Source organism: Paenibacillus sp. FSL R7-0340 (assembly GCF_038002205.1).
Classification (GTDB): Bacteria; Bacillota; Bacilli; order Paenibacillales; family Paenibacillaceae; genus Paenibacillus; species Paenibacillus polymyxa_B.
In genome coordinates, this window is the sequence record NZ_JBBOBY010000001.1 from 3846771 (window position 1) to 3868455 (window position 21685).

The following is a 21685-nucleotide window of genomic DNA, read 5'->3' on the forward strand; positions in this document are numbered from 1 at the left end:
TATCTTGTTCATTGGAAGTCGCTTATGGGATTTTTGCAAAATCCTCAGTTGATAACTATTTTGTTTTCAATTACTCTTACCGGGAGTTTGAAACAAGCTCCTGGCAAGAGCAATTTTTTATAAAGTTAGTGAGTTCTCACCTTAGGCGGTAGCTTCACTTACTATGAACAACCGTTGGGAAATTAAAATATTGCTCAGCGTTATTGTAGCAAATGTTTTGTACCATTGCTCCGAGCAGTTCCAGATCCTCAGGCGCCTTACCCTCCTGAACCCACGTCCCAATTAAGTCACAGAGTATACGGCGGAAATATTCATGGCGTGTGTAGGAGAGGAAGCTGCGGGAATCCGTCAGCATACCAATAAAGCGGGACAGCACCCCGTAGTTAGCCAGCAACTTCATCTGCTCCTGCATGCCTTCGATATGGTCGTTATACCACCATGCCGTGCCAAACTGGATTTTCCCTACAGTTCCACCGGATTGGAAGCAGCCCGCGAGACTTGCCAGTACTGGATAATCAACCGAATTAAGCGAATACAAAATGGTTCTTGGTAATCCTCCTGCCAGCTCCTGTGCGTCCAGCAATGCCGCCAATGGACGAGCGATGGAGCCATCATTTACGGCATCGTAGCCTGTATCCGGTCCCAAATGACGGAACATAGCCGTGTTGTTGTTACGCAGCGCGTGAATGTGGTATTGCATAGCCCAGCCATGTTCTGCATACTGTTTGCCAAGGAAAACCAGAACGTACGATTTATATTTCGCCTCCTCTAAAGGAGTCACATGGCCTTCCTCCAGCGCCTTGCTGAATATGGCTACCGCTTCCTCAAGTGTCGTTTCTTCATAGACTACAGTATCCAGCGCATGATCAGATACCCGGCCTCCGGCAGCATGGAAATGACGCACCCGGCTCGCCAACGCATTCAAAAATCCTTCCAAGCCAGAAACATCCAGTCCGCTGACTTCACCCAACCGAGCCACCCAAGGCTGGAAAGTTTCACGATTAATTTCCAAAGCTTTGTCGGGGCGGAAGCTTGGCAGCACTGCCACTGGGAAATCGGTCAGCTTGCTGATTTGTTTGTGGTATTCGAGATGGTCTGTCGGATCATCCGTGGTGCACACCACAGTTACCTTCGAGTTCACAATCAGATCACGTGCGCCAAAGCCCTTTCCCTGCAGCTTTTGGTTTACCTTTTCCCAGATCACTGGTGCGTTCTGTTCATTCAGCAGCTCATAGACACCAAAAAAGCGTTGAAGCTCCAAATGCGTCCAATGGTACAGCGGATTGCCGATTAGTGTAGGTACGGTTTTGGCCCAAGCCAAAAACTTGTCATAATCTTCACCATCCCCCGTAATCAGGCGTTCCTCAACCCCATTGGCCCGCATAAGTCTCCACTTGTAATGATCTCCGTACAACCAGGCTTCCGTAATATTCTTGAACGCTTTATTTTCATAAATTTCTTGTGGACTTAAATGACAATGATAGTCGATAATCGGCATATCCTTGGCGTACTGATGGTACAAGATTTCAGCCGTTGGATTGCTCAACAAAAAGTTTTCGTCTAAAAACGCTTTAGTCATTACTCTCTCATCCCTTCTATAATCGTGTTTCCTAATAAATTGTTAACGTTAACAAAAAAGTTCGAGATACTACTTGCCTTTTAACAATTACATTCCCCATAGCAGTGGGAAATCCATATGATTTGTACAGGACAATACAACTATAATATGATACCTGTACATCATGTCATACTGGTTTTCTTCACCTTAAATTTAATGTTTACGTTAACAACAATTACATTGTAACCGCTATCCTTTGTAGAGGAAAGTGATTTTTATCATGTGAGCGGATAAAAATGATCTGCCTCCATTTGGGACATATCTGTTCTATACCTTCTCGATGACCGACACCACAAGAAAATTCCACAATTTTAATTTTCCGTGATAGATCAAACTTTGAAAACGTTTTATATATTTTTCTCTTTTTTTCTGAAAATTTCTTTCTTGAAAATACCAGTTATTGTATTATAATTGCAATATACATCCATTGATTTACATTAAAAGTATTTCATTAGTTATTTCACAGAGAAGAAGAAGAGGTGGTAGCATTGAGTACAAAAGTGCAAGCTGTTCAAACTAAAACTATATCCGATACAAAAGGAGCCGACCTTGTTGTCGATTGCTTGATCAAGCAAGGGGTTACCCATATTTTTGGCATTCCAGGTGCCAAGATCGATTCTGTTTTTGATGTTCTTCAAGATCGGGGGCCCGAATTGATCGTATGTCGTCATGAACAAAATGCCGCCTTTATGGCAGCGGCAGTCGGTCGATTAACCGGTAAACCGGGCGTATGCATTGTTACCTCAGGTCCAGGCGCATCTAACTTGGCGACAGGACTTGTCACCGCTAATGCAGAAAGTGATCCTGTCGTCGCCATTGCGGGTGCAGTCCCAAGATCCGAACGCTTGAAACGCACGCACCAATCTATGGATAACGCCGGACTATTCGAACCCATCACCAAATACAGTGTAGAAGTAGAACATCCTGATAATGTACCGGAAGCAATTGCTAATGCATTTCGAATTGCGACCTCAGCCCAGCCTGGAGCCACATTCGTCAGCCTGCCGCAGGACGTGTTGACTTCGTCATCTGAAGTAACAGTCATTGAGAAGGTTTCTCTTCCCCAACTCGGAACCGCACCCGCCGGACTCATCAAACAAGTCGCAGAGCAAATCAAAAAAGCCAAGCTGCCCGTACTTCTTCTCGGCATGAAAGCCAGCACGCCTGAAGCCACCGCAGCTATCCGTGCTCTCATCCGAGATACAGATCTGCCTGTTGTCGAAACCTTCCAGGCCGCTGGAGCCATCTCCCGTGAACTAGAAGACCACTATTTTGGAAGAGTGGGTCTGTTCCACAATCAACCGGGTGATATGCTTCTTGGAGCCGCAGATTTGGTACTGACGATTGGCTATGATCCTATCGAATACGATCCAAAAAACTGGAACATTCCGGCAAACCGAACACTCATTCATCTGGATGACCATCAAGCCGATATTGATCATGATTATCAACCGGACTACGAGCTAATCGGAAATATAGCCCTGATTGTGGGTAGCCTTGCAGAAGAATTACCTACCTTAAAGCTACCTAAATCCTCCTGCGACCAATTGAATCGTCTGCGCCATGATCTAAACGAGCAAGCGGCTGTTCCCGCACACAAGCATGATTTTCTGATTCATCCATTGCAATTTATTCGTACACTGCGCAGCCTGATTGATGATAACGTCACAGTCACCTGTGATGTCGGTTCACACTATATTTGGATGGCACGATATTTCCGTTCGTATGAACCGCGGCGCCTTCTATTCAGCAACGGAATGCAGACGCTAGGCGTAGCGCTGCCTTGGGGGATTGCTGCCACGCTCGTCAATCCCGGTCACAAAGTCGTTTCTATTTCTGGAGACGGAGGATTTCTTTTTTCATCCATGGAGCTCGAAACCGCCGTACGTCTTAACTCACCGTTGGTGCATATCGTATGGAGAGATGGTTCCTATGACATGGTCGCTTTTCAACAACAGATTAAATACGGAAGAACGTCTGGTGTAAAATTTGGAGATGTTGATGTAGTGAAATATGCTGAAAGCTTCGGCGCCACTGGATTACGCGTGCACTCTCCTGAAGAACTAGAAAGTGTATTGCAGCAGGCACTTCATACCGATGGTCCTGTGGTCGTCGATATTCCGATTGATTATCAGGATAACATCCAGTTGGGACGTAAACTGCTGCCTAACCAATTAAACTAACCTTAACCATGCCTCAGTCGTGACGGCTTTATGACAATTATGGAGTATAACGTTTTTTTAATGATTTTTTTGAGTTATTCATGTTATTTACTGAAATTTTACGTTTATTATTGAAAAAGAAAGAAAATAAATGCATACAATTATAAAAGGAAGTGTATTGCCATGACCGTTGCGCAATTGGAAACCAAGCAAGAAGCTGATCATGATATTTACCAAACATCCACTATGCTTGCTCTATTAGATGGTCTTTATGACGGAGTTGTTGCCTTTGAGGAGTTGCAAAAGCACGGGGATTTCGGAATTGGTACCTTTGATCAACTGAATGGCGAGATGATCGCGTTCGATGGTGAATTTTATCACTTGCTTCCAGACGGTACGGCCCATCGCGTAAAACCGGAAGAAACTACACCTTTTTCCACTGTCACCTTTTTCCAGGAAGATTTCACATATACTATTGACCGCCCTATGCATCGTGAAGAGCTGGAAGCTCTGCTGTTAACGTTGTTTCCAAGCCGTAATCTGTTCTATGCCTTCCGTATGGATGGCACTTTTCATGAAGTAAAGACACGGACCGTGCCTCACCAAGTTAAACCATACAAACCTTTTATCGAAGCGACCAAATCACAGCCTACCTTCACTTTTAATGAGGCTTCCGGCGTGATTACAGGTTTTTGGACACCTGCCTATGCTCAAGGTATTGGGGTAGCCGGATTTCATCTGCATTTTATTAACGATGAACGCACCGGAGGCGGGCATGTCTTTGATTTTATCGTCGAAAAGTGTACCATCCGCATTTGTCAAAAATCCAATCTGCACCTGGTCCTGCCCGATACGCCGGATTACTTGAAGGCCAACCTGTCCAGAGAAAACCTGGAGAAAGAAATTGCCGTTACTGAAGGTGCGCAGTAATCACAGTTATTTAACTCATCAAGTTACGGACCCTATAGCTAAACAATAAACAGTAAAAGATCACAGTCAGGGAAGAGAATTACTGCTCTCTGACTGTGATCTTTTTATGTACGAGCATATATATACGTTACTGCTTATGCTCTCACTCCGGTTCACCTATGCCTCGATCTGATCCAGTTTATCTGCATAATATTGAATAGCACGTGAGTACTCCTGTGTAGATAAATCCGAGGTCGTCTCAGCCACCTCCATTAGCAGCTCCTGCATGGCTTTCCCGTATTCCCCCAGATTGTATAACACCATCGCGTAAAATACCCGAAACGGTCTGTAATCCGGAAATTCGTTCATTCCTGTGTCCAACCACGCTTTCGCCTTGGCGTAATCTCCCAATACACGATATGTACTGCTTAATCCCAGGATGGCTCCTTTCCTTGATTCTGCGGATAACGCCATACCTAGGCTTTTTTCATAATAGGCAACCGCTTCCCTCTCTAAGCCCAATGAATCATGTGTCCAAGCTGTCTGATACCACAATTCTGCATCATTTTGCTGCTGTTCTAATGCCTTTAAAAGAAGCTTACGTGCTTTCTCTGCTTGCCCTGTTCGTCTAAGCTCGTCAGCTTGCGCCATGATATCGTTCATATTCATCCTCCACTTCTGACTCATGCCTATCTTTGAGGTATATGTTACCCGACATTTGAATGCAATGTAAATGGAGTTTTTCCTAAGATTTGAAATCCAAAAAAACGACCCTCCCTTTAGGAGAGCCGCTATATTTCCGAATTGAAGTTACGGTTTATTTAACCTTCAATGATCCTACAGTTAGTATTCCCGCTACACGCTGCGCGTCGAAAATACGAGAAAGCTCCTCCACTGCCGTCAAGTACAGTAGACCGTTGCCCTCCAGCTTAGGAGAATTGCCCAGTGGAATCGTGCGTTTGATGAGTTGTGCGTATAATTCCGGTTCGGTGAGATCACGCTCAAAGCTCGCATTCGCCAGCTGCTTAATCAACGCCAATGCACCTGCTACGTGTGGAGTAGCCATCGAAGTTCCGCTAAAGGTCGCATATTTGCCGCCCGGAACGGTGGACAAAATATCTTCTCCCGGTGCAACCAAATCCACCTCATTATTAGAATTACTAAATTCTGAGGTGTGCCTGTCAAAATTGATAGCACCTACGCTAATCACTTCATTATAACAGCCGGGGTAGCCAAGCTCGTCCGTTCTGTCGTCACCATCTCCCTCATTTCCAGCTGCACAGATGACTAAGATTTGGCTAGCTACAGCCTTTTTTACTGCTTCATGAAGCTCTGGCACATCCTCAGGACCGCCAAGTGACATCGATATGATATCTGCCTTTTGCTCAATCGCATAATAGATGCCTTGAATAATCCAGTCATATTGACCGGAGCCCTGCTTGTTTAGCACTTTGATGATGAGTAGGTCTGCCTCTGGAGCAACACCCACGACACCATCCGCATTTTCTGCTGCCGCAATGGTTCCTGCCACATGCGTACCATGACCGTTGTAATCCTTGAAAATTTCCGGATCACCTTGATCATCATCCGTGAAATTCCGGCCGCCAATAATGCGCGCCTTCAAATCAGGATGGTCCGAATCACAGCCCGTGTCCAGCACCGCCACCTTCACGCCTCGGCCTCGAGTCTGGTTCCATACCGCAGGAGCCTGAATCAGCTCTACACCTCGCGGTATTTCATTCACTTGTTGCTCCTGCTTGATCACTTGGTAAGGAATGATATGCACTTTACGTTCCATCTTATTCCCTCCTTCATGGATTCAATCGGAAACCATCCGTCTTTGAAACTTTGAAAACCTCTACTACATTCGAGGTTACTATATTCTAGCAATTTTTGAAAAGTTTGAACATCCCCATTTTGCTTATTTTTGTAAAAAAAACAGACATCCTCCAATTCGCTTGAAGAATGTCTGTTGTAGAATCTCTTTCAGCCTTAGGCTGATTCCGCCTGAAGTTCAGCCTTAGATAACAGCGATTTGTGCTGCCATTTCCGCCCCTTCCAGCGTAAATAGTGGAAAATGCCTCGTACCCACTCATCGCAGGCATGTGCAATCCACACTCCCAGCACACCATATCCCATATGAATGCCCAGCACATATGCTAGCGGGATTTTAATCCCCCACATTGAAATAATGGCCATCATCAACGGGAACTGAACATCTCCCGCCGCTCGCAAGGAGTTAATGACAACATGATTAAACACTCGGCCCGGCTCCAGCAATATACAGAAGAGCAAAATTGCTGCCCCTAATTGAATGATCGCCGGCTCATCTGTAAAGATCGCCATCACTTCATATCGGAAAAAGGATACTACCACGATCACAGCAATCGTAATGACCAAAGACCATTTCAGGCTCCGTAAAAGTTGATGATAGGCCTTTTCCTTGTCTCCTGCTCCAATTAGGCGGGCAACAATAATTTCTGTCCCCTCACCTACAGCCATTCCAAATACCATAAAAAAGTACACAATTGTATTCGTATAAAAATGGGTTGCGATCGCCGTTGTACCCATAAAGCTGACAAACCGGGTCACCATCATTTGGCTAAGCTGATAAGACAACCATTCCAGCCCGGCAGGAATACCAATCTTCAGGATGGATACCAGCTTACTCCATTGAAGCTGTACATAATACCGGATGCGAATCGGCGCACTTACACGCTTGTACAGCAGTAGAAAAATCCAGACACACGCTACAGCACGGCTAATAACTGTTGAAATCGCTGCTCCCGCCACTCCCATCTGCGGCAGACCAAACCAGCCATAAATGAGCAACGCATTCCCCACGATATGCAATATATTCATACCAATGCCCACGATCATCGTATCTTTAGTAAAACCATGCGAGCGAATAACCGGACCTGCGGTTAGCATGAGCGCTTCCAGAAACAGCGAACCCCCTGCCAGCATCATATAGATTTCTGCATTTCCCTTAATCGTCGGGGTAATATGATAAAAGGATAGTAAAAAATCCCGGCTCACAATAAACATCAAACTCAGCGCCAGACCAAACACCAGATTAAAGGTTAGTGCCGAAGCCGTAACACGGCTTGCATCCACATGCTTTTGCGCCCCCAATAGCTGAGCAATGATCACACCTACACCAAGACCAAGCAGATTGAAAAGTATAATCGTAAATTCAATCAACTGTCTTGATACACCTACAGCCGATACAACCTCATCAGAAACATGGCTTAGCATGAACGTATCCACGCTACCCATCAAAATGTGAAACAACATCTCTATAAAGATCGGCCAAGTGATGGCAAAAACCGTCATCGTTTTAACGGCTTGTGCTTGCTTGGAACCGTTTTCCTGAGACAGTGACATCCTTCCGTATTCCTCCTAAATGCGACCCAATTATTACTTAATACCTACACGTCAATATCGATAACACTTACTCAATCATAAAAAGTCATATGCTTTTTATCGTTTCTATAATAGTTCAAGCGGTCCTGCAATTGTCCTGTGTGGAATTCAAACTTATGTCCGTCTGGATCTGTAAAATAGACCGACCTTTTGTCCTGTTCATTCCGCTCTCTTCCGGGCAAAATGGTGACATTAAAAGTTCTCAGCTTGTTAAGCATGCTCTCAAAATCCGCTTCCGCTACCGAAAATGCAATATGCGTATAGGATTGATGAATTTCATTTCTTGGGATATCCTCCTCCACATTGAGGGCCAGCCACATTCCCAAGCAGTCCAGGTAAGCCAACTTACGTCCTTTAACGAGCAGTTTTCCATCTAGTATATTCTGATAGAAATGTATAGACTTCTCCAAATCAGACACCGAAAAGCAAATATGATTCCATCCTTGTATGCTCATATTCCCTGTTCCTTTCAGCGAACCCTGTTCAGCCAATAAGGCCACGCTTCTGTATATGTATTTAGGTCTTTAGGATGATGGCGAATGCAGGTAGCTATACGAAAGTATAATCCCAGTAACACTTCCCTGTTCAGCTCGTATTCCCCTGCCATCTCCGGCCCAAGCTTCTCTAAAGCAGGCAAAATAGTATCGACGATCAGCCTATCGGGTGAAGAACAAAAGGCGTATATCAAATCATACAGAGGCTCTCCCACGACTGGGTCAGGATCAATAATGCCTGTCAACGTACCATTTTCGGCAAACACAAAATTATGTACTCCACAGTCACCATGAAGCAAATATTTAATATTCCGTTGCGGCGATCCGGCCACAAGGGTATGGACGAACCGATGATCCTCTGGGGGTAAAACGTCTTGTATGATCTTTTCAGATTCCTTCGTTCTGTGCAGCAGAAAATCTCTCCATTCCACAAACGGGTGGTCCGGATAACCATAATGACGTTCCTCACCAAAAGGCTTATAGTGCGAGATCACCTCCGTCGCCAGACGAAGTAACAAATCGCTTTTGTTTGGTCCATGATACTGTGTGAGCCCTGACCTAAACGTGTACACCAAATAACGGTGCAACGGATCTACATAAACCAAACGCGATAGTTTCTCAACCTGTACATAGGTATGTAAGAATTCTGCCTCGGCTTCTACGACAGCGGGATCATTTTGCTTAATCACGTATCGCGGCTTAGTTCCGTCCATGACAACAACCACTTTGCTCGAAGTTCCGCCGGTCAGCGGTTTGAGATTTCGCATATGGCTTTCAAGCACGCCCGTTTCGTGAAGCTCATTCAGGATCAGTTGAACATCCATCTTACGCCCTCCCTCCATGCGTCTGATCGACAATGCGGCTGGCGATTTGGATATTTCATTAAGATCCAACACATTCGCCAGCCGCTCTTCTTTTAAAAATAAATCTTTTCATGCTCCGCATAGATTTCAAGCGCCCGCTCCATCTTATGCACATAGGCCTCATCCTGACTAGAACATAGAAATGTAATATGTCCCTCCTGCGATGGACCGGATTTTGGCGAAGGCTCCAGCAAATTACGCTCAGACAACACCTGTTTCAACCATCTAACTGTTCCCTGGCTCCCGTCAATTAACTGAATATGAGAAGGCAGTAGTTCCCTTAGAATCTCCTTATAAAAAGGATAATGAGTACACCCCAATACCACCGTACCATATATGTCGAGATTGAACGAAGACAGCTCCCGGTTAAAATATTCGGACATTTCTGCCCGGTCAAAATTCAACTGTTCGCAATACTGTACTAACTCCGGCAGAGGTAGTGAGTCCACGCTCCCATGATCGTCAACTCTGGATACCAGCGCTGCATAACAGGATTGTTTCAAGGTCAATGGTGTGGCTAACACCAGAACTCTTTTACCATTGGATCGGTTCATCTCGACCGCTGGCTTCACTGCTGGCTCCATACCAATAATCGGAATAGGATATTCTTTCCTTAGCTCCGCAACCGCGATACTTGTAGCCGTATTGCAGGCAATTACCAATGCCTTAACATCTTCTTTTAGAATCGTTTGTACTGAAGCCTTGACATAACCAAGCACCTCTTGGGGAGTTTTCGTCCCGTAAGGCACATGAAGGGTATCCGCCATGTATACAAAATTTTCGTTTGGCAAACGTCTTAGTGCCTCGGACAATACTGTAATTCCACCCAATCCTGAATCAAAAAAACCTATCTTCAAGCTACTCACCTTTTTTCGTTCAACTATTGTGCTATATCTTGCTGGCACCATGTTCATTTTCTTCTTCGCCTACTCAAACCATTCTCTTCATTAAACTTTACATTTAAATTTTACCGCAAAACTGATATTTTGCAAAAGAAACACGTAAAATTTTTAGTGTAAAAAATAAAGTAGCTTTTCAAAGTAAATTTAATATAAAAGTGTTGACAGATATTATCTTTATATTGTAATATTACTTGGTAACTTACTAACTTAACTTACTTATTCAACTTACTTAGGGGGAAATAAATCATGTCTAAAGTATTATTTGTCAAAGCTAATGATCGTACAGCTGAAGAATCTGCAACAGTTAAATTGTATAACGCCTTCGTAGAAAGCTACAAGTCTTCCCACCCAACTGATGAAATCACTGAGCTGGACCTGTTCTCCGTCGAGCTTCCTTATTTGAACGCTAACATGATCAACGGCACGTTCAAATCCGCTAGAGGCATGGAGCTGAACGCAGAAGAAGCTCGCCTGGCAAACATTGCTAATGGCTACCTGGATCAATTCCTGGCAGCAGACAAAGTCGTATTTGCTTTCCCGCTCTGGAACATGACGATTCCAGCTGTACTGCATACGTACATTGACTATCTGAACCAAGCTGGTAAAACATTCAAATACACTGCTGAAGGTCCTGTTGGTCTCGTAACTGAAACTAAAGTAGCCCTGCTGAATGCAAGAGGCGGCGTTTATTCCGAAGGACCAGCTGCTGCAGCTGAAATGTCTTTGAACTTCATGAACAACATCTTATCCTTCTTCGGAGTGAAAGACATCGTGAAAGTTGTTCTGGAAGGACATAATCAATCTCCAGATCAAGCACAAGAAATCGTTGCTTCTGCTGTACAACGTGCAGTAGACACAGCAAAATCGTTCTAATCATATATTATGAAGAGAAGAGGATATCCGCGCCCTATATGGGCTGGATATCCTCTTTTTTTGTTATAAAGTATAAAAAAACACGTGCTCCCCTGATCTATAATCAAGTGAAAGCACGTGTTTGTGAAATGAGATTACTTCTATTTTAAGGAATGAATTGCTGCACGATTTTTATAACTTTACCCTCACGAAGCGTAATATGGTATGGAAATTGACTGAGGTCCAGAACGTCCTTTTTAGCAAAATCTTTCTCAAACTGTGCCAGAGGAATCGATTCGTTCCATTGCACGTCTGTATCTTCTATGTTACCCGTGTGATCATAAATCTGCACCTCTACTGAAGCATCTGGTGCAACCTGATACACGTCATTTTGCACGGAATTGTTTACGATGTAGTAGCCATCCGGAGCTCCATCCAATCCTGTATTTCCTTCATGCTCCACAAATGCTTTGTCAGCTGCCGCGCCTTCATACCATTCAATCGGGTCTGCCGACAAATAAATTTGTCCGTCACGAATCTCCATTTGGTTTATATATACGGTCTCCTGATTTTCAGCAGCTGCTACAGGCGTGTAGCCTTGCGCTGTTGCCCCTGCCGTCGTAATCAGCATCATCATTAAAGCCAATACGGTCCATTTCGAAGCTAGTTTCATCATGTCTGATCTCTCCTTGCCGTTTGGGTATGTACACGGTGTCTGTAAGCTTCATTACCCTTGTGTACTTATCATAAACGTTGCACGGTTAAAAAGTGTATCAGATACATAAAAAAGAAGTTACGATTTTTTAAGACTTGGTCTTAAAACTTGATAACATGTCCTATTTGTCTTTGCTATCTTAATAATCCGACCTGACGTGCCTGTTCTTCGGTGAGAATAAACTCTTCATTTTGCCATACTTCGTCCTCTTTGGTCACAGCAAACATCCCCATGATCTCTGTCCATATTCCTTTGTCGACGGCTTCCTTTTGCGTAATGATAATTTTCATTTCGTTTCCTCCTTTATATACTCTTATCGGTCTGTGAGGCCCACTTCGCGATCAGATGGTTTCTCCGATCGCTGTTGGAGCTTGATTTTTTGAATATATTTTAATGGTTAAAATCAAGTTCCAAAGGCGAACGCTATCGCTTCTCCGAATCCATCTGCCCGCTTCGTTACTCAGTTTATCCTTGCCATTGCTCATTTTTCATGAGTTTGCCTCTAAAAAAGCCAACGACCTAAACTAATACTTAGGCCAAATATAATACTTTTATTTTAAGCCTCTAACCCTTATATGGAACTCACAATGCTTGTCCTAGATTTGCATTATCGGATTGAGAGATTCTTGTCCCGCTTATAACATATGTACCCTTTTCCTGCCGAGATTATTCGTATCTTATTTGTAACCATAAAATTTTATATTATTTTTGTAGGTAGTGACTTCTTTTGAAATGACTAAGCCCTAAAATAAAAACGGCTGTAGGTTATCCTACGAGCCGTTTTCACTAAAAAATTTTCTATGCTTGGTTAATCTATCAGTACCATCAACATATACGTATTCATTTATTGTTTCTGCATAAAAAAATGGTCGCCAAAAGCACTAAAGCAGCGGAGAGGACGGAATTGTTCTGAAGAAGCGGAGCGTTCGCCTTTGTCCCCGGATTTCTACCCTTGAACATACAATCGAGAAATCCGGGGGCAACAGCGACCGGAAGAATGATCCGTCCTCGTAGCGACCATTATCCGCATCACTATCACTTAACCACTCCGCATGATATAAATGTAGCGCTCCTTTTACACAGAAAAGTAAAAAGGCTGTACGCATACTGGCTTGGACACGGTTACTTGTTGCCCAGTGTAGGTCAAGCGTCCACTTGCCTTGTCCACTTTGAACGTAACAATGTTGTTGGTGTCGCGGTTGGCCACGAGCATATGGTCACCATTTGGAGTCAAAGCAAAATGGCGTGGATGCTCTCCTTCGGCAGATACATGCTCGACCAAGCTCAACTTGCCAGTTGCTCCATCTACAGCGTATACCACAATGCTGTCATGCCCACGGTTGGAACCGTACAGATAAGCTCCATCCCCCGAAATCGCAATTTCAGCAGTTGTGTTTTCACCTGTAAAGTCAGACGGCAATGTCGGTACGCTCTCAAGCTCAGTGAGCTTGCCAGCCTCTGCATCGTATGCAAAAGAAGTAATGGAAGAATCCACTTCGTTAATGACAAAAGCAAATTTACCATTCGGGTGGAACGTCAAATGACGTGGACCTGCACCTGCATGGGTTTTCGTTTCACCATGAAGCACCAGTTGTCCTTTGCTGTCATCAATGGTGTAAACGCGGATCAGATCCAGACCGAGATCTTGTACGAACAGGAAGCGGCCATCCGGACTAAAGAAACTGGAATGTGGATGTGGACGATCCTGACGTTCAGGATGCGCTCCTTTGCCCTCATGCTGTTTAACATCCAGCAACTCACCGATACGTCCGTCCTCGGTCAGAGATACCAGTCCCACCATACCTCCGTGGTAGCTGACTACAATAAGGTAACGATCAGATGGATCACGCTGAATGTGGCAAGTTGTTGCACCCACGTTTTCCGCACGATTCAGCAATGTAAATGTTCCTTTAACTGGGTCAATTTCGAAAGCAGAGGCTTCGCCTACTTTCGCTCCTGCAGCAGAAGTCGTCTCTCCAATGGAATACAGCTTCCGATTTTTGACGTCCACATTCAGGAATGTAGGATTTTTCAAGCCGGAGAACTCATCCTGTAGTGTAAGTGCTCCTGTCTGTTCATTAAAAGTGTACGAATAAACTCCGTTACCTTCCAATTCGGCGTAAGAGCCTGCGAATACGAGCAATTTTTGTTGTGCTGTCATGGTTGTGTCCTCCTTGGATTAAAAAAATGATGGGCAATTGGAATGATTGCTCCTGTTACAAATATCGCTTTAAGAGGCGCGCTCCACCACGGGCTCTGTGGACAACGCCACATTTCCCGCTACGGCACGCGAGATCATGCATGAGGTTTCTGCCTGCTCTGCCAGTCGCAATGCTTGTTCGATCTGCGATTCTGTCGCATCGGCGGCCAATTGAACCTGCGGACGATGCACAATTCGGCGATATGTAAAAATATTGTTCGTTACATCGACAATCCCTTCGGATTCCAGCGCCAGTGATGCCACCGGGAGACTCGCGCGCTCCATCATAGCCGCCAACGTAATCAAATAGCAGGTAGCGGCGGCACCGAGCAGCATTTCATCTGGATTGGTGCCCACACCAGGGCCTCCCATCTCAGCCGGGATCGAAATTGCAGTCCGCAACTGTCCAGCCTCAATACGGCCGTCGCTGTTGCGCCCCCCGTTCCAGTCTGCCTTGAGCAGAAAGGTATGCTCCATTTCAGGTCACTCCTCTCTCTTATATTATGAATCTTTACACAGGTGAATGTAAAGGTTAGTCAATCTCCTGGTTTTTGGTTTCCGTACCCAGCAACCATACAGCCACTGCTCCGATCAAGATAGCTACGAAGAAAATCACAAAGATAGATGGTAACGCTACGCCTTGTCCTACGAGTATACCGACCGCAAAAGGCCCGATAACGCCTCCAATACGGCCAAACGCAGCCGCCATACCCACACCGGTAGAACGGACCGCTGTCGGGTACAATTCCGGAGTATAAGCGTACATGGCTCCCCAAGCACCGAGATTAAAAAAGGACAAGCAGATACCAGCAGCTAGCAGCATTCCCGCCGTTTCCGAGGTGCCGAACCAAATGGCGGACACTGCTGTGAGCAGCAAGTAGATGATCAGTACGAATTTGCGCCCCAGCTTTTCAATTAGATAGGCGGCGGTAAAGTAACCTGGTAGTTGCGCAAGCGTCATGATCAGTACATATTCAAAGCTTTTAACCAGTTCGAAACCTTTCATAAACATAATGCTCGGTAGCCACAGGAACATGCCGTAGTATGAAAATACAACTGTGAACCATAAAATCCACAGCATCAGCGTAGACTTGCGATGGGGTCCCGACCAAATCGAAGCCAATCGTGCACGCAGCGGAAGTTTAACGCTTTGCTGCTTGTAACGCGGTGAATCATCAATAGCTCTGCGCAGATAAAGAGCGTACAGCGCAGGTACTGCGCCGAGAATAAATGCCATTTGCCAACCATACTTCGGAATAACAAAATAAGCAATAAGAGCCGAAAGGATCCAGCCTGCCGCCCAGAAGCTTTCCAGCAGGACAACCGCTCTTCCTCGTTCTTTTACAGGCACTGATTCTGACACCAGCGTCGAAGCAACAGGCAATTCCCCGCCCAAGCCTGCACCAGCAATAAAACGCAGCACCAGCAGCATTCCGAGTCCTGTCGCCAAAGCTGATAAGCCGCTGGCAATAGAAAAGATCAACAATGTCCACACTAATATGGCGCGTCTGCCGTAACGATCCGCCAAAATCCCCGCCAAAGCGGCTCCGAACACCATTCCTATCGAATTCATTGCAGTCAGCAGTCCAATTTGCTCAGATCCCAGATGCCACTCCTTTGCCAACGCTGCGACTATAAATGAAAGCAGCCCCACATCCATAGCATCAAACAACCAGCTGAGCCCTGCGCTAAACAGCAATTTTCTTTTTTTGGCTGGTGGTAATGAAGTTAATTCACTCATGATTCGCTCTCCCTTAAAAATATATCGTATGTAGACGTATATTCAGGTGTCTTGTCACCTGTAGTCTAGCATCTATTGTACCGTAAGCTTCCTTAATCTGCGAGCTTTTTAACACAGAAAAAAACGGAAGATTGCCTACGGCAATTCTCCCGCCTTCTGGAACCTGCCACTTACCGGTTTTGGACCAGACCGATGATCGTCACCATGAGCACTAGCAGCTGGATGAGTGTATCGTTACTCATTCCAATCGCCTCCATCCCATATGAGATACTCCTTCGGCCGTTTCCCCTCTCCCCGGATCATGACGCTTGTTCCCCAATACATACCTATGCAGGTGGCGGGAAGCTTATGATCAATCATGGATGAAAATCTCCATACGTTTAAGGTTTAATCCAGGACCACTGCAAATCCATTTCCTGAATACATTCACGGTTATCATGTTCATCATTGGCCACCAGTGGGGTCACTGGATAGATACTCATGTCTCCTTGCTCATACGTGCGCAGTAGAGGCAACAGCTCATCTATGTTCTGGACAGACGGGTCCAACCATGAATCTATATGATCAGCTTCCAAAATAGCCGGCATACGGGTATCGAATTCACGTATATCCGTATTGGCATGAACTGTCATCATCGTACAGGTGCGTAAAGGCTCCTTACGACTATCCTGCCATACTTCATATAGCCCCGCGACCGCAAACATCTTCTGTTCCGGCAGTACCACCCGTACAGCACACATGCGTTTACCCAATTTGCGCCAATAGTAAAATCCATTGCATGGAATGATACAACGTCGGGTTTCCGCCATCTTGCGATAACTCGGATTTACCCGAACCGTATTCAAGTCTGCATTGACACAATCCTTGCCCCAGTAGGGAATAAATCCCCAGCGAAATTCATCAAGTACTCGTTCTCCATCCTGATGCAGCACAATTGGAACATGCTGGGTGGGGCTCATGTTATAGCGTGTTTTGTAATAATACATCACCCGTTGTATACCAAAATGATCCCTAACCTCATCCAAATCAGCCGATAACGAAAACCTTTTGCACATATGCTATTCATCCTTCCGCCTTTTTCACCTATTGTGCGGATATACAAGGAAAAATATGCATATGCAGGTTTTGCAAACATCCAATAAACGACAAAACATATAGCAATATCCCCGCAGTTGTGAAGCTACGGGGATAGATACTAGCTTATATTGTTATTACTTCTTTTCTACCGCGTGACCGCCAAATTCATTGCGCAGCGCAGCAACCACTTTCCCGTTGAACGTGTCCGCATCAAGAGAACGGTAGCGCATCAGCAGGGACAAAGCAATGACTGGAGTTGCAGCCTGAATGTCCAGCGCTTCCTCAACCGTCCATTTTCCTTCACCAGAAGAGTGCATAACCCCACGGATTTCGTCCAGGTTTGCATCTTTGGAGAATGCCCGTTCAGTCAAGCCCATCAACCAAGAGCGAATAACAGAACCGTTGTTCCACACACGCGCTACTTGTTCATAATCAAAGTCAAAGCTGCTTTTTTCCAGCACTTCAAATCCTTCACCGATGGAAGCCATCATGCCGTATTCCACACCGTTATGAACCATTTTCAGAAAATGTCCGCTTCCGGATTTACCTGCATACAGATATCCGTTTTCCACTGCTGTGTCGCGGAAAATAGGCTCAACAACCGCCCAAGCTTCCGGATCGCCACCGATCATGTAACAAGCGCCATTGCGTGCGCCTTCCATCCCGCCTGAGGTTCCAGCATCCATGAAGCTGATACCATATTCTTGAAGACGGGCATGGCGAGCAATAGACTCTTTGTAATGAGAATTACCACCTTCAATAATGATGTCTCCTTTGGACAACATCGGTTGAAGCTGATCCAGCACAGAATCCACAATTTGGTGAGGAACCATAATCCACAATACTCTAGGGGATTGAGTTGCCTGTACAAGCTCTTCCAATGTGGAAGCACCTGTAGCTCCATAATCCTTCATTTCTTGGATGGCGGCTGCATTGACGTCGTAAGCCACAAGTTCATGCTTATGATCGATCAAATTTTTCCCGAGATTTAAGCCCATTTTTCCCAAACCAATTAATCCTACTTGCATTGTAAAGGCCTCCTGCCGTAGCAAACATATTTTGTATATACTTTCTTATTGATGTTAAGAACGAACGACTGCTTTTTCAGTGCTTTCGGACTTTTCGTCCAGCCACCATGTAAAGCCTTGCTCTTCCAACAATTGATCTGAAGCTTCTGGACCGTAAGAGCCTGCTGCATACGTATGAAGTGGAACCTCACCACGAGCAAAAGCTTCCAGTACAGGTTGAACCCACACCCATGAAAGCTCAACTTCGTTCCAATGAGCAAAAAAGGTGGAATCGCCGCGCAACGCATCAAAGATGAGGCGCTCATAGGCTTCTGGTACATCCTTGGCCTCGGAATGATAATTCATCAGAACCGTTTCCAGTTGACCAGCGTTTAACGGGTCTCTGCTATTCAGACGCAGCGTTACCTTTTCATCCGGGTTAACATGGATGATCAGCAAGTTCGGGTCAGTCGGTTGCCCTTGAGCGGCATAAGGATCTGTGCTGTCCTTTTTGAATTCCACAACGATACGAGTAGATTTTTCTTTCATGCGTTTGCCAGTACGAATATAGAAAGGTACACCCGACCATTGTTCGTTGTCAATCCATAGGCGAGCTGAAATGAAAGTATCATTTTGTGAATCAGGACCGATGTCCGGCTCTTCATTATAGGAAGGAACTGCTTTTCCGTTGATCTCACCGTTGGTATATTGGCCTCTAACCACGTTGGAAGCAATATCGGAAGGATCAAGCGCACGAAGCGCGTCCATCACCTTGCTTTTTTCGTCACGCACCTGATCAGCCGTGACATGTCCCGGCTTGTTCATAGCCGTCATCATCAACACCTGTAGCATGTGATTTTGTACCATATCACGAATAGCGCCGGAGTGATCGTAGTATCCCGCTCGCTCCTCCACCCCTACAGTCTCGGATGCGGTAATTTGCACATTGGCGATGTATTGATTGTTCCATATCCCTTGAAGCAATGGATTAGCAAATTTTAAGGCTTCCAGGTTTTGTACCATGGGCTTACCTAAGTAATGGTCAATACGATAAATCTCATCCTCAGCAAAGGTTCTGCTCAGGCGATCATTCAGCTCACGTGCTGATTCCAGATCATGTCCAAATGGTTTTTCGATAATGAGCCGTTTCCAACCCTTTGTTTCAGCTAAACCACTCTCCCGAATATTGAGGGCAATCACATCAAAAAATTCCGGTGCCACCGATAAGTAAAACATGCGGTTCCCCGGAATTCCCAAGTCATTTTCACGTTGCTCAGCAAGCTGCAGCAGCTTTTTATAATCTTCCGGGTGGTTGACGTTCAATGCGCTGTAACGGAAAGCACTTAAGAACTGATCCATCTGTGCACGGTCTTCATTCACGTGTCTGGAAAAATCCTTAATGGATTGCTCTACATTACTTTGAAATTGCTCGTCCGCCACTTCACGACGCCCCATCCCAATTACAGAAAAGGAAGCCGGAATTTTACCTTCTACAAACAAATTATACAAGGCAGGGTAAATTTTGCGTTTCGCCAAATCCCCTGTCGCTCCAAATAAGACAAATGTCATTGAATCCATGAAATATTCCTTCTTCCCATTATAAAGATGAGGTTATTAAAAGTTACCTGAGGAATTAACGTAACCCATAATACACCCAAAATAAGGGGCAAGTCAATCAAATTTTAGCGAAATCGTGAACATTCGATATATCCTGTAATGATAACGTTTTCTGTGGTATGATTGACGAAAGGAAAGAGAAAAAACTGTTAAATATGTCACAGTTGATACAAAGCTTTATAGTTACTATTGGTATACAGAGTTACTTTTAGTATACTGTTTAAAACAACAATGAAATTGAGGGGATTCAGATGAGCGACGACAGGCAGCCTAAGCTTTTGTGCGGTAAGGTGGAACAGTCCTTTCAGATCATCAGCAAAAAATGGACCGCTCTCATCATTCATACTTTGATGGAACATCCCAAACGATTTAGTGAAATTCACGTCTCCATACCTGACCTTAGTAAACGCATGCTGAACGAACGCATCAAGGAACTAGAGCTTTCCGGCCTGATCCTTCGCAATGTCATCACAGAGCGGCCTGTGCGTACTGAGTATTCGCTGACACGCAAGGGTAAAGAGCTAGGTGATGCATTAAATGGTGTGGAGAGCTGGGCCGAGAGATGGCTTTAACCGCTAACAGGAGGTCGTCACACAGGGTCTCCTGTTATTGTGTTACCCCATGTGGATCATGATACAAACTATAGTACGAAAATAATGGAACAACCGCGCAGCAGCTCATGATTTCAGAATGAGCCAAGGAAGGATGAGAACGATGGCATTTGGCATTACCCGGCAGGAGCTTATGGCCTGGAAAAGAAAGGTCAGTCGTGGTGAAATTGCTTTCCTGACACATTACTGGCTGGATGATCGCTTTCCAGGCATTACAACCGTCACCAAGGTGGGATGTTCTGATTTGGACAAGCTGCGCTTATGGTGCAACCATAACGGATTGAACCCCCAATATATTCATCAGCGTCAGCCCTATCCGCATTTTGATCTTATCGGCAACAAACAGACGGAAATTTTACGTAAGTACGGCATGAGCGATCAATTAAAACGCTTCGAACTTCAACTCCCAACGAGTACACACCCACCGTTCTAAACCGCAGCTCTCAGAGCTGCGGTTCTTTTGTTTTCATACCAGTTAATACCTTGTGTATCCAAATCGCTGACATAGCTCCTTCTCCCATCGCCACAGTCGCTTGCTCGGCATGAGCTCCTAAGTCCCCGGCTACCCATACATTTTCCACATTTGTCATTTTGCTGCGAGGATGAGTTTCAATATGCTTATTATGCAGCAGATGTACACCCAGTTGCTCCGCCAGCTCTGAATGAACGTGATTGCTGCCAAAGGCTAAAAAGCCCCGCTCTGCTCGAACCACATGTCCATCAGCCAGCCGCACTCCTTCAAAACAGCCCCGTTCTCCGGTTATAATCTCTGAAATGGCTGCTTCCTTATAGCCAATCCCTTTTTCCCGCAGCTTTACGATCAGCTCGTCCGGCACCTCTGAACGCTCATGATTGACATAAACAAGTTGATCGGTGCGCGCTGATAAAATCAGAGCCATGGAAGCTCCTGCTTTGCCTGCCCCCATAACGACCGTACTGCGATCCTGAACCTCATAACCGTCACAATCCGGGCATACATATACACTGTTGCCCAAGCAGGCTTGTAACCCATCCAGCTTTGGAAAACGGTCCGTTAGCCCTGTCGCCAACAGCAGCGTTTTTGACGAATAGACGGATCCTGCCTCCACTTGAATGTCAAAAAGCTCATCTCTTTTGGTGGCTTTTACCGCCTTCCCTTCAACAAATTCAGTACCTAGTTTCGTGGCTTCACTACGTCCAAGCCGTCGCAGCTCTTCACCAGAAATTCCGTCAGGAAAGCCCAAAATATTATGATACTGGTGGCACAGCGTAGATCGACCATAGCCCGAATCTATCACTAGAACTCGATGACTGCTGTATCTCCCCAATTGAATCGCTGCTTGCAATCCGGCAATTCCCCCACCAACAATAATGCAATCATAGTTCATAACTTTTCCTCCTTTGAATGCGCGTTATCCTAGACATCTGCATAAAATCGCAATAACACCTATGTAAACTTCTCATCCAATTTTAAACATAATATCACCCACTAACGGATGAATTAACCCCTGT

General features: G+C 45.2%; 22 protein-coding genes. 5 read left to right on the plus strand and 17 right to left on the minus strand.

All coding sequences use genetic code 11. The features are described from left to right. Nucleotides 1–154: 154 nt before the first annotated feature. Nucleotides 155–1579, minus strand: a complete 1425-nt coding sequence (gene uxaC, locus MKX59_RS16745; RefSeq protein ID WP_071558825.1) for a glucuronate isomerase — start codon at nt 1577–1579, stop codon at nt 155–157. 518 nt (nt 1580–2097) lie between these two features. Between uxaC and alsS the strand changes: the two genes are divergently transcribed. After that, on the plus strand, nt 2098–3801 hold the full coding sequence (gene alsS, locus MKX59_RS16750) for an acetolactate synthase AlsS (protein WP_172828313.1): 1704 nt from the start codon (nt 2098–2100) through the stop codon (nt 3799–3801). Between the two features lie 162 nt (nt 3802–3963). Then, a complete protein-coding gene (budA, locus tag MKX59_RS16755; protein WP_025722973.1) occupies nt 3964–4710 on the plus strand; it encodes an acetolactate decarboxylase in 747 nt (248 codons plus the stop codon). A gap of 156 nt (nt 4711–4866) precedes the next feature. Here budA and MKX59_RS16760 read toward each other — a convergent pair whose 3' ends face one another. The 6 genes from MKX59_RS16760 to murI all read right to left on the minus strand — a co-directional run bounded on the left by MKX59_RS16760 (nt 4867) and on the right by murI (nt 10380). Then, nucleotides 4867–5352 (minus strand): tetratricopeptide repeat protein, encoded by a 486-nt coding sequence (locus tag MKX59_RS16760; RefSeq protein ID WP_061830331.1) that lies wholly within the window; start codon nt 5350–5352, stop codon nt 4867–4869. Between the two features lie 154 nt (nt 5353–5506). Next, entirely contained in the window at nt 5507–6487 is a 981-nt protein-coding gene (locus tag MKX59_RS16765; RefSeq protein WP_028542402.1) for a S8 family peptidase, read from the minus strand. A 194-nt stretch (nt 6488–6681) separates the two neighbouring features. Beyond that, entirely contained in the window at nt 6682–8076 is a 1395-nt protein-coding gene (locus MKX59_RS16770; RefSeq protein WP_076264210.1) for an MATE family efflux transporter, read from the minus strand. Between the two features lie 71 nt (nt 8077–8147). Further along, the gene (gene fosB / locus MKX59_RS16775; protein WP_028542404.1) at nt 8148–8570 is read right to left on the minus strand and encodes a metallothiol transferase FosB; all 423 of its coding nucleotides are present in this window, start codon (nt 8568–8570) and stop codon (nt 8148–8150) included. A gap of 14 nt (nt 8571–8584) precedes the next feature. Next, complete coding sequence (locus MKX59_RS16780; protein ID WP_340858617.1) at nt 8585–9433, minus strand: aminoglycoside phosphotransferase family protein; 849 nt, start codon at nt 9431–9433, stop codon at nt 8585–8587. Nucleotides 9434–9525: 92 nt separating this feature from the next. Then, a complete protein-coding gene (gene murI, locus MKX59_RS16785; protein ID WP_340858618.1) occupies nt 9526–10380 on the minus strand; it encodes a glutamate racemase in 855 nt (284 codons plus the stop codon). A 240-nt stretch (nt 10381–10620) separates the two neighbouring features. Between murI and MKX59_RS16790 the strand changes: the two genes are divergently transcribed. Continuing rightward, complete coding sequence (locus tag MKX59_RS16790; protein ID WP_025723667.1) at nt 10621–11247, plus strand: FMN-dependent NADH-azoreductase; 627 nt, start codon at nt 10621–10623, stop codon at nt 11245–11247. 145 nt (nt 11248–11392) lie between these two features. Here the strand turns inward: MKX59_RS16790 and MKX59_RS16795 are convergent, their stop codons facing one another. The 9 genes from MKX59_RS16795 to zwf form a co-directional block, all read right to left on the minus strand. Further along, complete coding sequence (locus MKX59_RS16795; protein WP_023988310.1) at nt 11393–11902, minus strand: hypothetical protein; 510 nt, start codon at nt 11900–11902, stop codon at nt 11393–11395. 173 nt (nt 11903–12075) lie between these two features. Next, nucleotides 12076–12231, minus strand: a complete 156-nt coding sequence (locus MKX59_RS16800) for a hypothetical protein (RefSeq protein WP_023988309.1) — start codon at nt 12229–12231, stop codon at nt 12076–12078. A gap of 785 nt (nt 12232–13016) precedes the next feature. Next, complete coding sequence (locus MKX59_RS16805) at nt 13017–14102, minus strand: lactonase family protein (protein WP_025723669.1); 1086 nt, start codon at nt 14100–14102, stop codon at nt 13017–13019. 69 nt (nt 14103–14171) lie between these two features. Beyond that, complete coding sequence (locus MKX59_RS16810) at nt 14172–14618, minus strand: OsmC family protein (RefSeq protein ID WP_013310026.1); 447 nt, start codon at nt 14616–14618, stop codon at nt 14172–14174. A gap of 55 nt (nt 14619–14673) precedes the next feature. Further along, nucleotides 14674–15882, minus strand: a complete 1209-nt coding sequence (locus tag MKX59_RS16815) for an MFS transporter (protein WP_209941840.1) — start codon at nt 15880–15882, stop codon at nt 14674–14676. Nucleotides 15883–16116: 234 nt separating this feature from the next. Continuing rightward, on the minus strand, nt 16117–16242 hold the full coding sequence (locus MKX59_RS16820) for a hypothetical protein (RefSeq protein WP_023988306.1): 126 nt from the start codon (nt 16240–16242) through the stop codon (nt 16117–16119). A 20-nt stretch (nt 16243–16262) separates the two neighbouring features. After that, nucleotides 16263–16937, minus strand: a complete 675-nt coding sequence (locus MKX59_RS16825; protein WP_023988305.1) for an SOS response-associated peptidase — start codon at nt 16935–16937, stop codon at nt 16263–16265. Nucleotides 16938–17093: 156 nt separating this feature from the next. Further along, a complete protein-coding gene (gene gnd, locus MKX59_RS16830) occupies nt 17094–17987 on the minus strand; it encodes a phosphogluconate dehydrogenase (NAD(+)-dependent, decarboxylating) (protein ID WP_053325295.1) in 894 nt (297 codons plus the stop codon). A 54-nt stretch (nt 17988–18041) separates the two neighbouring features. Then, a complete protein-coding gene (gene zwf / locus MKX59_RS16835; RefSeq protein ID WP_023988303.1) occupies nt 18042–19544 on the minus strand; it encodes a glucose-6-phosphate dehydrogenase in 1503 nt (500 codons plus the stop codon). Nucleotides 19545–19834: 290 nt separating this feature from the next. Between zwf and MKX59_RS16840 the strand changes: the two genes are divergently transcribed. Both MKX59_RS16840 and MKX59_RS16845 read left to right on the plus strand, forming a co-directional pair. Next, nucleotides 19835–20155 carry a winged helix-turn-helix transcriptional regulator gene (locus MKX59_RS16840; protein ID WP_007430161.1) on the plus strand — a complete coding sequence of 107 codons (321 nt, stop codon included), beginning with the start codon at nt 19835–19837 and terminating at the stop codon, nt 20153–20155. Between the two features lie 142 nt (nt 20156–20297). Continuing rightward, nucleotides 20298–20627, plus strand: coding sequence for a hypothetical protein (locus MKX59_RS16845; protein ID WP_340858623.1), 330 nt, complete (start codon nt 20298–20300; stop codon nt 20625–20627). A 10-nt stretch (nt 20628–20637) separates the two neighbouring features. On the opposite strand, the gene MKX59_RS16850 is transcribed toward MKX59_RS16845, so the two are convergent. Further along, nucleotides 20638–21561, minus strand: a complete 924-nt coding sequence (locus tag MKX59_RS16850; RefSeq protein WP_340858624.1) for an NAD(P)/FAD-dependent oxidoreductase — start codon at nt 21559–21561, stop codon at nt 20638–20640. Between the last annotated feature and the right edge of the window lie 124 nt (nt 21562–21685).